The 13445-nt window shown below is 72.6% G+C and carries 10 protein-coding genes and 1 pseudogene; 2 read left to right on the plus strand and 9 right to left on the minus strand.

Annotated features, from left to right (window positions below):
• Positions 1-101 precede the first annotated feature (101 nt).
• From BLU42_RS15230 to purL, 5 genes are all read right to left on the minus strand, one after another.
• Positions 102-2096: a serine/threonine-protein kinase gene (locus BLU42_RS15230; RefSeq protein WP_091076064.1), complete on the minus strand. Its 1995-nt coding sequence runs from the start codon at positions 2094-2096 to the stop codon at positions 102-104.
• A 135-nt stretch (positions 2097-2231) separates the two neighbouring features.
• Positions 2232-2450, minus strand: a complete 219-nt coding sequence (locus BLU42_RS15235) for a hypothetical protein (RefSeq protein WP_157719996.1) — start codon at positions 2448-2450, stop codon at positions 2232-2234.
• Between the two features lie 38 nt (positions 2451-2488).
• Positions 2489-3835, minus strand: coding sequence for a dipeptidase (locus BLU42_RS15240; RefSeq protein WP_091076069.1), 1347 nt, complete (start codon positions 3833-3835; stop codon positions 2489-2491).
• 23 nt (positions 3836-3858) lie between these two features.
• Complete coding sequence (locus BLU42_RS15245) at positions 3859-4830, minus strand: IS481 family transposase (RefSeq protein WP_091079479.1); 972 nt, start codon at positions 4828-4830, stop codon at positions 3859-3861.
• A gap of 183 nt (positions 4831-5013) precedes the next feature.
• Entirely contained in the window at positions 5014-7281 is a 2268-nt protein-coding gene (purL, locus tag BLU42_RS15250) for a phosphoribosylformylglycinamidine synthase subunit PurL (RefSeq protein WP_091076071.1), read from the minus strand.
• A gap of 149 nt (positions 7282-7430) precedes the next feature.
• On the opposite strand from purL, the gene BLU42_RS15255 reads away from it, so the two are divergent.
• Both BLU42_RS15255 and BLU42_RS15260 read left to right on the plus strand, forming a co-directional pair.
• A complete protein-coding gene (locus BLU42_RS15255) occupies positions 7431-7985 on the plus strand; it encodes a hypothetical protein (RefSeq protein ID WP_091076075.1) in 555 nt (184 codons plus the stop codon).
• A gap of 326 nt (positions 7986-8311) precedes the next feature.
• On the plus strand, positions 8312-8857 hold the full coding sequence (locus BLU42_RS15260; protein WP_091076079.1) for a hypothetical protein: 546 nt from the start codon (positions 8312-8314) through the stop codon (positions 8855-8857).
• A 31-nt stretch (positions 8858-8888) separates the two neighbouring features.
• Here the strand turns inward: BLU42_RS15260 and BLU42_RS15265 are convergent, their stop codons facing one another.
• The 4 genes and pseudogenes from BLU42_RS15265 to purS form a co-directional block, all read right to left on the minus strand.
• A complete protein-coding gene (locus BLU42_RS15265) occupies positions 8889-10259 on the minus strand; it encodes an endonuclease/exonuclease/phosphatase family protein (RefSeq protein WP_157719997.1) in 1371 nt (456 codons plus the stop codon).
• A gap of 68 nt (positions 10260-10327) precedes the next feature.
• A complete protein-coding gene (locus BLU42_RS15270) occupies positions 10328-12400 on the minus strand; it encodes a hypothetical protein (RefSeq protein WP_157719998.1) in 2073 nt (690 codons plus the stop codon).
• 15 nt (positions 12401-12415) lie between these two features.
• The gene (gene purQ / locus BLU42_RS15275) at positions 12416-13096 is read right to left on the minus strand and encodes a phosphoribosylformylglycinamidine synthase subunit PurQ (protein WP_091076088.1); all 681 of its coding nucleotides are present in this window, start codon (positions 13094-13096) and stop codon (positions 12416-12418) included.
• A 104-nt stretch (positions 13097-13200) separates the two neighbouring features.
• A pseudogene (gene purS / locus BLU42_RS15280) lies at positions 13201-13437 on the minus strand (phosphoribosylformylglycinamidine synthase subunit PurS); the annotation flags it as partial.
• Between the last annotated feature and the right edge of the window lie 8 nt (positions 13438-13445).

A 13445-nucleotide genomic window follows, 5' to 3' on the forward strand; every position in this document is an offset into this window, starting at 1 on the left:
GCCCTTTCGTGACCACCACACAGCTCTGCGGCAGATCGAGGTGTCAGCGGCGAGGGCGCTCCACACGCGCGAACTCACGCTGGACCGGCGTCGCGGTCGGGTCAGCTGCCCCGCGTCGTGATCTCGAAGGGCTGACTGGCGAGGTTGGTGAAGTTGCCGACGCGGGCGCCGATCGTGCAGTCCTGGGCCACCGACTGCGCCTGGACGACGAGCCCGTCCTTCGAGATCGAGAGCGCCCCGGAGCACTGGTCGAGGAACCGCACCCCGCTGGTCCCACCAGCCACGGCCTGGAGCGACTGGGCCGGTTCGCCGGTGTCCGGGCTGACGAGCATCGGGTGCAGCTCGTCCTGGCCGCTCGGCCAGACCGGCAGCAGCCGGATGCGGAGCACCTGCCCGCTCACCGTCCGCGTGGGCCCGACGACCTGGATGTCGGTGAGCCGCTGGGCCGGGTAGGCCGTGCTGGTGACCTGGCTGTCGCTCGTCGCGCTCTGCGTGGCCTCGCCCGCCGAGCGCACCCACTCCTGCAGCTGCGCCGTCGGGTCGCCCGCCCCCAGGGGGAGCAGGACCGACGCGGTCGCCGTGACCGTGCCCTGAGCGGGGACGAGGCCGGGGTCCACGGACCAGGCGCAGGGCGTCTCGATCCCGGTCACCGAGCGGACGTTCGGCTGCGCTGCCGTGCCCTGCCACTCCACCGCGGGGCAGGCGCCTGCCCCGCCCACCGCGGGCAGGACCTCGAGGAAGGGTCCACGGAGCGGCGCCGCCTGCGCCGTATAGGTGATCGTGAGCGACGCCGTCCGGCTCGTCGGGTCCCATGTGGCCGAGCGGGCGATGCCGAGGCCGCTCTTCGCCGCGCTGCTCTGCTGCTGGGCCTGGACGGGAGGTGCGGTGGCCGTCTCCGCCCCCGTCCGACCCGCGGCGCGCACGATGAAGAAGACGCCCAGCCCCACGAGCAGGGCACCGGCCACGATCACCGCGATCACGCGGGGGTCGCGCCAGCTCCAGCGCCGGGCGGGCGCGTCCGGGGTCGTCGTCGCCGGGGTCGCCTCGGCCGGCAGCACCGGCATCGAGCGCAGCATCGTCGCCTGGGTGGCGGTACCGAGGTCGGGCAGCGGCTCGACCGGTCGGGTGGTGGTTTCACCGGCAGGCGCGTCGGACGAGGACCCGGTCGCCTCCGGGACGGCGATGCCGCGGACCTCGGTGGCCGGCCCTCCGGCCGACCGGAACTCCTCCGGCGGCGCCTGCTCCGGCAGGGCGTCGACGTCGCTGACGGCGGGCGCCACGCGGCGCAGCTGCGCGGCCGCGACGCGCGCGGTGGGCCGGCGGGCCGGGTCCTTGGCGAGCATCCCGGCGATGGCGTCCCAGAGGGGGTCGGGCACGTCGAGCCGCGGCGCCTCGCTCGTGACGTGGCGGTGCGCGACGACGTAGCCGGTGCCGGGGCCGGCGAAGGGCGTACGGCCGGCCAAGAGCTCGTAGAGCAGGATGCCCGCGCCGTACACGTCGGCGGGCAGGTCGCCGACGCCGGTCACGAGGAGCTCGGGCGCCATGTACTCCGGCGTGCCGACGAGGCCGGTGCTGCCGCCGCGGCGGTCGGCGACCATCTCGGCGATGCCGAAGTCGGAGAGCTTGACCGCGCCCGGGCCGAGGTACTGCCACGAGGTGGCGAGCAGGACGTTGTCGGGCTTGACGTCCTGGTGGGCGACACCACGGTCGTGCGCGGCCGCGAGCCCGTCGAGCACCGCGGCGACGACGCGCAGCGCCACCGCAGGACGGAGTGGCCCGCGCTCCCGCAGGGTGTCGCGCAGCGAACCCCCGCCCACGAGCTCCATGACGATCGCGAGGCGCTCGCCCTCGACGACGAGGTCGCGGACCCCGACGACGTTGGGGTGGCGCAGCCCGACGAGGATCGAGCGCTCGCGGACGAACCGCTCCACGAGGGTGTCGTCCTCGAGGTGCTCGCGGTGCAGGATCTTCGCCGCGACGGGCTCGTCCGTACGCCGGTCGACGCCCCGCCAGACCTCGCCCGTGGCTCCGCGGCCGACGCGTTCGTCGAGCCGGTAGGAGGCACCGAGAGCGGTGTCGAACGCCTCGGCGGGCACGGTTCCACCACCTTCTCGGGGCCGGACAGGACGCGCCCTACGCTAACGGGCCCGCGGGTCGGCGGGGTCCGGTCTGCACAGGCCGTTGTCAGCGGCTCTTCTCGCCCAGCTAGACAGCAGAGGTCTTCGCCGGGCTCACCCGCGCTGGCCCTCCACCCCGAGCACCGAGACGATCGCGGCGCGGAGCTCCTTCTCGTCCGCGTACGGGCGGCCGGCCTTCGGCGCGTAGAGCGCAAGGACCTCGAGGAGTCCCTCCTCGTCGTCCCGCCGGTCGAGGAGCAGCGCGCTCTCCAGCGCGTTCGCGGCGGCGATGGAGGTGTCGCCCCGCACGATCCGGCGCGCAGCCTCCTGCACGGCCTCGGAACCTCGGAGGCGCGGGAGCTCGGCGTCCGTCACGAGGCCGCGCCGGTACCTGCGTCCGCGAAGCCCTGGAGCATCAGCGTCTCGGCGACGCAGGCGCGCTCGAAGTCACCGAGGTGCAGCGACTCGTTCGCGCCGTGCGGGCGGCTGTCGGGGTCGCTGATCGCCGTCACCAGCACGGTCGAGCCCGGGAACGCCTCCTGGAACGCCGCCACCATCGGGATGCTGCCGCCCTGACCGGTGAACACGGGCTCCGTCGACCACGCCTCGCGGAACGCCGACCGCGCCGCCTCCGCGTACGGGCCCTCGAAGGGGATGCGTGCCGGCTCGCCGCTGTCGCCGCGAGCGACGTCGACGCGCGCGCCCCACGGCGCGTGCTGGAGCAGGTGCTGCTCGAGGTGGTCGAGCGCGCGCTCGGCGTCGTCGCCGGGCGCCACCCGCAGGCTGATCTTGGCGCGGGCGGCGGGGATGAGCGTGTTCGACGCCTTGTCGACCCGCGTCGCGTCGAGTGCGATGACCGAGAGCGCCGGCTTGCACCAGAGCCGCTCGACGACGGTTCCCGTGCCGATCCAGTCGACGCCGTCGAGCAGCCCGGACTCCGCGCGGAGACGCTCCTCGGGGTAGTCGAGCTCAGGCGGTTCGGTGGTGGCGAGCCCGGCGACCGCGACGTCGCCCTGGTCGTCGTGCAGCGTGGCGAGCAGGCGGCAGAGGGAGGTCAGGGCGTCGGGCACGACGCCGCCGAAGCTTCCGCTGTGCACCGCGTGGTCGAGCGTCGACACCGTGACGACGCAGTCGGCCAGGCCGCGCAGCGTGGTCGTGAAGGCCGGCTGGCCCACGTCCCAGTTGCCGGAGTCGGCGATGACGAAGACGTCCGCGCCCAGCGCCTCGTGCTCCTGGGCCAGCATCCGGTCCAACGTGGGCGAGCCGACCTCCTCCTCGCCCTCGACGAAGACGGTCACGCCCACCGGGGGCCGGCCGTCGAACGCGCGGAGCGCGGCTAGGTGCACCGCGAACCCGCCCTTGTCGTCCGCGGCGCCGCGGCCGAAGAGCCGGTCGCCCTGCTCGGTCGCGACGAAGGGTTCGGTGCGCCAGCCCGCGCGCTCGCCCTCGGGCTGCACGTCGTGGTGCGCGTAGAGGCAGACCGTCGGCTGGCCCTCGGGAGCCGGGTAACGGCCGATGACGGCCGGAGCCCCGCCTGCGTCGACGACCCGCACGTCTGGGCAGCGCGCGTCGCGGAGCAGCTGCGCCACCGTCTCCGCGCTGCGGAGGACCTGGTCGGCCCGAGCAGGGTCGGCGCTCACCGACTCGATCGCGACGAGATCGCGCAGGTCGGCGAGGACCTGCGGCTGCTGGGCACGGACGGTGTCGGCGAGGTTCACCGCGGCAGCCTAGGTGTACCCGGTCATGAGGTTGGTGACAGTCGCGCGAGTGGGGTGAGTCCATCGAGTGCGGAGTGGGCTCGTTCAGTGTTGTAGTGCTCGACCCAGGGAGCAAGCGCTGCAGCGCGGGCGGCGTTCGACGTCCAAACCTGTCGGTAGGCCCACTCTGAGGCAAGGGTGCGGTTGTAGCGCTCCGCCTTGCCGTTCTGCCAGGGGCAGTGCGGCTTGATGAACTTCTGGGCGATTCCGTGCTCGGCGCAGACCGTGACGAGGGAGTAGCGGTAGGCGAAGGCGTTGTCGGTCATCAGCCGCTCGACTCGGTCGACTCCTCGCTCGGCTAAGTAGGCCAGCGCGCGCTCGAGGAACGCCGCGCACGTCACGCCTTTCTCATCGGTAAGTACTTCGGAGTAGGCGAGCCGGGAGTGGTCATCGACGACCGAGTGGACGTAGTCGTAGCCGATCAGGGCCCGCTTGTGCTTGTCGCTGTTGGTCGCGAGGCGCCCGTGGGCGCGCCAGCCGCCGCCGGCGGGGATCCGGCCGATCTTCTTGACGTCCATGTGGACGAGCTCGCCCGGGGCGTCCTTCTCGTAGCGGACGGCGGTGGTCTTCGACGCGCGGATCACCTCGCCGGTGACCGGGTCCAGCACGGCCAGCCTGGGCAGCTGGTGACGGACCAGGACCCGCGACACCGTCCGGGCGCAGACCGGGTGCCGAGCGGCGATCCACGCCGGCCCGCGGCGGTACTCGACCCGGTCGGTCGTGATCGCCTCCTCGACCACGGCCGGGGTCTGGCCGGGGCTGTGGTGCGGGCGCGAAGACCGATCGAGCAGCCCTGCGTCGCCCTCGGCCCGCCAGCGGCGGACCCAGCGATAGGCGCACTGGCGCGAGATCCCCATCGCCTTCGCGGCGTGGGCGACGGGCCAGTGCTGGACGACGACGCGTTCGATCAGCAGCAGCCGACCATGACGATTGAGCCGGGCGTTAGCGTGAGCCACCTGAGGGCCTCCGAGCGGTAGAAGACGACACATCTCCCACCGCACTCGGAGGTCCTCTTCACGTCAAGCACTCGAACCGAGTGTCACCAACGTCCTGGCCCAGTACACCTAGGCCGGGCCCTCATTGGGGATGATCCAGCACCGCTGAGGTGCCGAATCATCCCCGCTCTGCGCAGACTGCGTTCAGGAGGCGAGCGCCGCCGGAATCGTCGCGGACCAGGCCGTACGGATCTGTTCGACGAGCAGGCTGAACTGGCCCTCGACCTCGAGCGTCGCCCCGGTCCGACCCGTGGTCGTGCCGAGCCGCTCGAGCGGGACGCCGATCTCGGCGCAGAGCGCGGCGAGGTCGTCCTCCGCGTCCGGCGCGAGCGAGACGAGCACCCGGCCCGCGCTCTCGGAGAACAGGGCCACGAAGGGGTCGAGACCGGTCGGCACGCCGACCGAGACCCCGAACCCGCGCCGAAGGCACGACTCGACCAGCGCCTGCGCGAGACCGCCGTCGGACAGGTCGTGAGCGCTGCGGAGCAGCCCACGACGGCTCGCCCGCACGAGCAGCTGCGCGAGGCGCTGCTCGTGGGCGAGGTCGACCTTCGGCGGCCTCCCGCCCTGGTGCTCGTGCACGACGTCGGCCCACGCCGACCCGTCGAGCTCGTCGCGGGTCTCGCCGAGGAGGTAGACCGGGTCGCCCTCGCCGCCGAAGCCGACCGGCGTACGCCGCGTCACGTCCTCGATGACGCCCATGACGCCGACGACCGGCGTCGGGAGGATCGGCTGGGTGCCGGTCTGGTTGTAGAAGCTCACGTTGCCGCCGGTGACCGGCGTGCCCAGGACCTGGCAGCCGTCGACGAGCCCGGCGATCGCCTGCGTGAACTGCCACATGATCCCGGGGTCCTCCGGCGAGCCGAAGTTCAGGCAGTCGGTGACGGCGACCGGCTCGGCGCCGGAGCAGGCGACGTTGCGATACGCCTCGGCCAGCGCGAGCTGCGCCCCGGCGTACGGGTCGAGCAGCGCGAAGCGGCCGTTGCAGTCCGTGGCCAGCGCGACCCCGAGGCCGGTCTCCTCGTCGATGCGGAGCATCCCCGCGTCCTCGGGCTGCGCGAGGACGGAGTTGCCGCGGACGTAGCGGTCGAACTGGTCGGTGACCCAGGACTTGTCGCAGAGGTTCGGGGACGCGACGAGCGTGAGGAGCGTGTCGGCGAGCTCGTCGCCGGTGCTTGGGCGGTTCAGATCGGCGGTGGTGCGCTCCTGGATGCGGTCCTGCCAGTCGGGGCGCGCGTACGGGCGCTCGTAGACCGGGCCCTCGTGGGCGACGGTGCGTGGGTCGACGTCGACGACGGTCTCGCCGTGCCAGTCGATGATCAGGCGGTCGTCCTCGGTGACCTCGCCGACGACCGTGGCGAGCACGTCCCACTTGCGGCAGATCTCCATGAAGCGGTCGACGTCGGCGGGTTCGACGACGGCCATCATGCGTTCCTGCGACTCGCTCATGAGGATCTCCTCGGGGCTGAGCGAGGGGTCGCGGAGCGGCACGCGGTCGAGCTCGACGTGCATGCCGCCGTCGCCGGCCGCGGCCAGCTCCGACGTCGCGCAGGAGATGCCGGCGGCGCCGAAGTCCTGGATGCCCGTGACGATGCCCGCGGCGAAGAGCTCGAGCGTGCACTCGATGAGCAGCTTCTCCATGAACGGGTCGCCGACCTGGACGGCCGGACGCTTGCTCGGCTTCGTCGCGTCGAACGTCTCGCTCGCGAGGATCGACGCGCCGCCGATGCCGTCGCCGCCGGTCGCGGCGCCATACATGATCACCTGGTTGCCCGCCCCGGTCGCCTTGGCGAGGTGCAGGTCCTCGTGGCGCAGCACGCCGACGCAGAGGGCGTTGACGAGCGGGTTGCCGAGATAGGTCTTGTCGAACACGACCTCGCCGCCGATGTTCGGCAGCCCGAGGCAGTTGCCGTAGCTGCCCACGCCGGACACGACGCCGGGCAGGACGCGCGCGGTGTCGGGCTCGTGCAGCGGGCCGAAGCGCAGCGGGTCCATGACACCGATCGGGCGCGCGCCCATGGCGAGGATGTCGCGGACGATGCCGCCGACGCCGGTCGCGGCGCCCTGGTGCGGCTCGACGTAGCTCGGGTGGTTGTGGGACTCGACCTTGAACGTGACGGCGTAGCCCTGGCCGATGTCGACGACGCCCGCGTTCTCGCCGATGCCGGCGAGGAGCGTGCTCCCGTTCGGGGTCGTCTGCGGGACCTCGCCGAAGCGGCGCAGGTGCACCTTGGACGACTTGTACGAGCAGTGCTCGGACCACATCACCGAGTACATGGCGAGCTCGGCGCCAGTCGGGCGGCGACCGAGGATCTCGCGGATGCGGTCGTACTCGTCGGCGGTGAGCCCGAGCTCGGACCACGGCTGGGTCTGCTCGGAGGTGCGGGCAGCGTTCTCGACGGTGTCGACCACGGGCTCACGCTACCGGGACGGCCGGGCCCGACTCCCCCGTCGTGCACAGGCGAGAGCGCCCTGTGATCCACGAGCACCGGGTTATCCACAGACGGCGCGCCGAGGAACCGCGGAATCGGTAATCTGGCGCCTCTGACCGGGGGGTTCGGATGGGGCGCAGGCACGCGGGGCGAGGGTTCGTCCTCGGCGTCAGCCTGCTCGCGCTCCTGGGCGCCGGCTGCACCCCGGCCACCACGACCCCTCCTCCGGCGACCAGCACCAGCGCGACCCCGACGGAGTCCGCCCAGGAGCGCGAGGAGCGGGTCGCCTACGAGGCGGCGGAGAAGAGCTACCGGGACTTCCGCGCGGACTACCGGCGGGTACTTAATGACGGTGGCGCACGCGACGCAACCAAGGTGATGAAGGCGACTGCCGGAGGTTCATACTTGGCGGAGGCGACCGAGGTCTTGCAGGCCTATCGGGGACTGTCCAACCACAGCACTGGCACGGGCAGCGTTGTGTACGTGAGGGGCCAGGGCTACTCCACTGACTCGCTCGTCCTCGAGGCGTGCGAGGACACTCGAGCAGTAAAGATCTTCAACAAGTCGGGCAAGGTCATCGGCCGCGGAGAGCAGCGCCTTGCGGAGATAGAGGTGCGGCAGCAGGGCGGCGCCTGGAAGCTTTGGTCTGGGCGCGGACGAAAGGTCGACTCATGCGACGAGTAGTCGGCCTCGCCGCACTAACTCTGCTCTTAACTACCGCCACGCTAGACACGGCTTCTGCCGACGGCGACTGGGGAAGCGCAACGACCGAGTCGTCGGACTCGGTCGCAGTGAAGGCTTGGAAGTCCCGGTCGAAGCCATCCGAGTCCTCCTCGCGATCGACCAACAAGCCTGGGGCTGGGCGATCCACCTCAGCTCGCACTACGTCCGCCAAAGCACCTTCTCCCTACGAGACCCAGATCGCGAACTACAAGCGCTACCTGACGGCGCGAAGCGCCTGGGACTCGTGCGTCGCTGCCGGCACCGGCGCGTGCCAGCGGCCGGCCGACGTGGCGCTACCCCAGGCACCCGAACCCGCGGCGCCACACCAAGCGGCTCGTCCCGACGTCCCCCAGATCTCGCCCGAGCAGGCCGCCTACGCCGCCGTCGCTCGCCTCCGTCTCACGCCACCGAAGCCGGTCATCGGCCCCTCGCCGGAGATCAACGAGTGGAAGATCGCGGCGGTCGGCTACCCGTACTGGCTCTGGGCCGACGGGAACCTCGACCCCGCGCCGGTGTCGACGACGGTCCAGGACCTCACGGTCCGCCTCGACGCGCACCTGCAGAGCACGACGTTCGACATGGGTGACGGCACCGAGGTGAGCTGCACGGACCTCTCCGCGCGCTGGAGCCCGGCCGTCGAGCCCGGGGCGGCGTCGCCGGCGTGCGGGCACACCTACACGAAGCCGTCGCTGCCGCGCGGCGCGTACACGATCACCGCCTACAGCACGTGGGCGGTCGACTGGTCGGTCAACGGTGTGGGCGGGACGATCCCGCTCTACCAGCAGGCGTCGACGACGGTCCCGGTCGGTGAGCTGCAGGTCCTGACCCACTGAACCCCGGCACCGCGTGACATCGGGCGGACCGTCAGAAGGTCGGCAGCACCACGTCGGCGTAGACCATGTTGTGGTCGGAGTTGCGGGCCGGGTCCTTCTGCTTGACGACCTGGGCGAAGGTCTTCGACCCGACGGTGCCGTAGACGAGGATCTGGTCGACGCGGCGCGCGTAGCCCTGCGGGTCGGCCTTCAGCGTCGTGTCGAAGTGGTTGAGGCTCGGCAGGTCGAGGTCGACCTGGCGCTCCGCGCCGGCCGCGTCGTAGAAGCCCTGCGACACGAGGTAGTCGTGCGGCGCGTTGCCACCCTTGTCCGTCTGGCTGGCGTTGAAGTCGCCGGCCACGATCACGGGCTGCCCGGGCTTGCGGATGAGGTTCATGTTCGCCCAGATGGTGGCGGCCTGGACCCGGCGCAACTCGTTGTACTTCGCCTCGAGCGACGCCTTCTTGCTGTGGCGATAGTCGAGGTGCGCGGACACGGCGAGGAACGTCTTGCCGGTCGCGAGGTCCATGAACTCCGCGTACGCCGCGCTCCGCTGCCAGATCGGCGAGTCGCCCGGCGCGATCGGCAGGTCGAAGCTGCAGGTGTTGCTGTAGTCCAGCGCTGCCCCGTTCAGGACCGTGGTGTCGGTGCAGGGCGTCAGCAGCTGGTAGCGCGACGAGTCGTACAGCAGGCGGGCGGCCTGGCTGCCGTGCGGGGTGCCGGGCGCCACGTAGACCGAGCTGCGCGTCAGCGTGTAACGCGCCATCGCCGGGTCGGCCCGGATCAGCGCCGCCTGCAGGCTCTCGGTCTGGCGCAGGGCCCCGAACCGTCCGGGGCTGGCCTCCTGGATCGCGACGATCCCCGGCTGCACCGTGAGGATGTCCGCGGCGACGCCGGACGCACGCTGCGACCAGGGCCGCCTGTCGTCGCCGTCGTACTTGGCGCTGCGGATGTTGTAGCTCGCGATGCGCAGCGGCGACCCCGTCGTGGGCGGCGGCACCGCGCGCGAGGTCGTGGCGACCAGCGCCGAGGCCTTGCCCTTGCGGGCGCCGCTGCGGGTCTGGTCGACCGGGACGACCCGGACGTAGAGGTGGTTGCCGGTCGCCGGAGCGGCACCGGCCTTACGCACCGTGTCGGCGCTGAGCGTCACCGAGCGCTTGGACCCGCTGACGGTGACCGTGGAGGCGCCGCGTCCGTCGTTCGAGGAGCCGAAGGGCGTCAGCGCGGTCTCGACCCGGAACTTGTCCGTACGGGCACCGCTCGCCCGCCAGCTGACCTTGATCTCACCGGACTGGGCGCCGGGCACGGCGGAGACGCTGGTGACCGCACCGGGCGAGCCGGCGGCGAAGGCGGTGGTGGGCAGCACCGAGAGTGCGGCCGCCAGCGCACCCGTCACCGCGGCGGCTCGAACTGCAACGCGCACTGCCCACTCCTGGCTCCGAGGACGCCGAGCACGACTGCTCGACGACGCCCCCGGTCATCGCAGGAAGCCTAAGCCCCGCGGGGGCCCTTCCGCAGGGCTGGGGCGGAATCGACCAGCCCTTCTCCCGAACCGGTCCTCGACCGCAGGGAGGCGGCCCAGAGGCAGCCGACGACGGTCGTCGCGTACGCGGTCGCCGGCTGCCAGACGCCGATGCCGCCGTCGTTGGCGAGCGTCCCGACGACACCCATGATCAGCACGGCGACGAGGGTGAGCCGCAGGGTGCGGAACCGTCCCTGGAGCCGGGGCACGCCCCACCGGAACATGGCCCACCACAGCGCCGCCCCGACGACGACCGAGACGATCCCCTGGACGGAGAAGATCGTCTCCGCCGAGGCCACGGCCTTGCGGCTCACGACGTCGACCGCGTCCCCGTCGAGGACGCGCTGCACGAAGTTGCCGAGGTGGCTGCGTCGGTCGGGACCGCGCGCCCAGTCCGCGACCGATACCGCACCCACCGCGACGACCGCGGCCGCGCCGACGAGCAGCACCCGCACCCAGGTGATGCGCACGCCGGACAGCACCAGGCAGAACCAGACGACCGCGGGCACCATCCCGACGATCCCGCCGAAGTCGCTGCCCATCGAGGGCCAGCCCTCGCAGAGCGCCATCACGGCTCCGATCGCGCCGACCGCGACCACGGCCGCGCGACGTCGGCGGGCCAGCAGGAGCCGGTGGGCCACCCAGCCCGCGACGACGAGTGCGGCGGCGGCGTACGCGGCGAAGGTGACGTTGCCGAAGCCGTACCAGCGCAGCCCGAAGACAGGACGGGAGTTGAGCAGCGAACCAGGCTCGAACGGTCCGCCGAGGGCGGCGTCGACCGTGAACGCGACCGCGCTGATGACCGCACCGGCGATGGGCGGTGGCACCCGCAGGAGCCTCGACAGCCCGAGCGCGGCGAGGGTCAGCACCGTGATAACCCCCCAGACCGTCACGCTGACCGCGAGCCCCGGCGACGCCGACCGGGCCCACGGGACCGCGCCGGTGAACATCATGCCGGCGAGCAGGACCGAGCCGAGGGTGAGGACGCGCTCGGGCAGCAGCCACCGGCGACGCCACACGCCGACGAGGGCGAGCAGAGCCAGCAGCGTCCCACCCCCGGCGAGCGCGAGGTAGCCGGTGACCGAGGCGTCGGAGAGCGCGGCCACCTCCCGCACCTGGCCCTCGATCGCCGGCAGGGAGAGGTCGGCCGGGTAGACGGCGAGCGGGGAGCCGTCGATCGTGTTCACCGCGCTCGATGAGCCGCGCCCGACGTCGACGAGCTCGCGGGTCACATCGGTGAGGGTGACGATGCCCTCGCGCCGGGTGCTGGCCGAGGTGACGAACCCGGGCAGGGTCGTCCCGACCCGGTAGAAGACGCCCATCGCCGGGTCGTCCGAACCGGCCGCCGGCCCCATGCCGCTCACCAGCAGCGTGACGTCGTCGCGCCCGGCGAGGTCGGTGATCACGCGGTCCGACGCCGCCCCGGCGTCGACGAGCGTGACGGTGCACGAGAGCCGCTCGCCGCTGGCCACCCAGGCGTCGGGCTCGGCGTACGTCGCGACGGTCCCGTCCGGTCGGGCGGCCGCCAGGGCCGCACCCGGTCCGACTGCCGCCACGCAGCCGGGGACGGAACCGGCGAGGTTGCCGAGCCGGGCGTCACCCCGGCTCGCCGACGCCGCCGCGAGCCGGGCGTCCCAGTCGGTGACGCGGGCCCCATCGCCGTCGGCGACGACGGACGGGGTGCAGAGCCCGTCGATCCCGGCCCGGCGACCCGCGCCGAGCGTCGTCCAGGCCCCGGCCGCGCAGGCGCCGTCGAGGTAGCGGGCCCGGGTGTTGACGGTCCCGGTCTGCGCGTCGTCGAGGTGCGCGGCGAGGACCGTACGGTCGGTGCCGGTCAGGACCGAGCGGCCGGGGACGCCGACGAGGACGACGTGGTCGGTGAAGACGTCGCTCGGGGTCGGGTCGGGCGCGAGGGAGGCGACGCCGCGCAGCAGCGCGAAGACCAGGGCGCCGAGCACGAGCAGCACGACCCCGAGGCCTCGACGCGGCGGCCGTACGGGCACGGGGACGGGAGCGTTGCGCGCCCGGGGCCGGTTGCTCACGGCGGGGCCGCCCGCCTAGACGCGTGCGGCCAGGAAGTCGAGCACGCTCTCGAAGATCGGGCGGCCGTCGAGCGTGGGGCCGGTGAGCGGGTCGACGTTGTGCTCGGGGTGCGGCATGAGGCCGACGACGTTGCCGCGGTCGTTGCAGATGCCGGCGATGTCGTTCATCGAGCCGTTCGGGTTGCCGCCGGTGTAGCGGAAGACCACACGACCCTCGCCCTCGAGACGCGCGAGGGTCTCGGCGTCGGCGACGAACCCGCCCTCGCCGTTCTTGAGGACGATCTCGATCTGCTGCCCGACCTCGAACCGGCTCGTCCACGTCGTGTCGGTCGACTCGACGCGCAGCCCCTGGTCGCGGCAGACGAAGGTGCGGACGTCGTTGCGGATCAGCGCGCCGGGCAGCAGGTGCGCCTCGCAGAGGATCTGGAAGCCGTTGCAGATGCCGAGCACCGGCATCCCCTCCCCGGCCGCGCGGACGACCTCGTCCATCACCGGCGCGAAGCGGGCGATCGCCCCGCAGCGCAGGTAGTCGCCGTAGGAGAAGCCGCCGGGCAGGACGACCGCGTCGACGCCGTCGAGGCTGTCGCTGCCGTGCCACAGGGCGACGGCCTCGGCGCCGGCGACCCGGACCGCCCGCAGCGCGTCGTGGTCGTCGAGCGAACCGGGGAAGGTGACGACGCCGATGCGCGGGGCCATCAGGCGCCCGTCTCCTCGTTGAGGTGGTCCACGTCGTGCCCGGGGTGGTCGGTGCCGCCCTGCGCGGTCGGCGCCGCCTCGTCGACCGTGCCAGCGACCTCGGTCTCGACCCGGACGTCGAACGTCTCGATCACGGTGTTGGCCAGGAGCGTCTCCGCCGCCCGCTCGATGTCGGCCAGCGTGTCGGGGGTCACCTCGCCGTCGACCTCGATCTCGAACCGCTTGCCCTGCCGGACCGCGAGCCCGGAGAAGCCGAGGCGGCCCAGCGCCCCGGTCACCGCCTTGCCCTGCGGGTCCAGGATCTCGGGCTTGGGCATGACGTCGACCACCACGCGTGCCATGGGCCCGA

Origin of the sequence: Microlunatus sagamiharensis (genome assembly GCF_900105785.1) — a bacterium.
Taxonomy (GTDB): Bacteria; Actinomycetota; Actinomycetes; order Propionibacteriales; family Propionibacteriaceae; genus Microlunatus; species Microlunatus sagamiharensis.

Excerpts from the sequence above, each read along its gene's own strand:
- BLU42_RS15255 (WP_091076075.1), top strand. The coding sequence starts at position 7,431 with ATGGGGCGCAGGCACGCGGGGCGAGGGTTCGTCCTCGGCGTCAGCCTG.
- purQ (WP_091076088.1), bottom strand. The coding sequence starts at position 13,096 with ATGGCCCCGCGCATCGGCGTCGTCACCTTCCCCGGTTCGCTCGACGAC.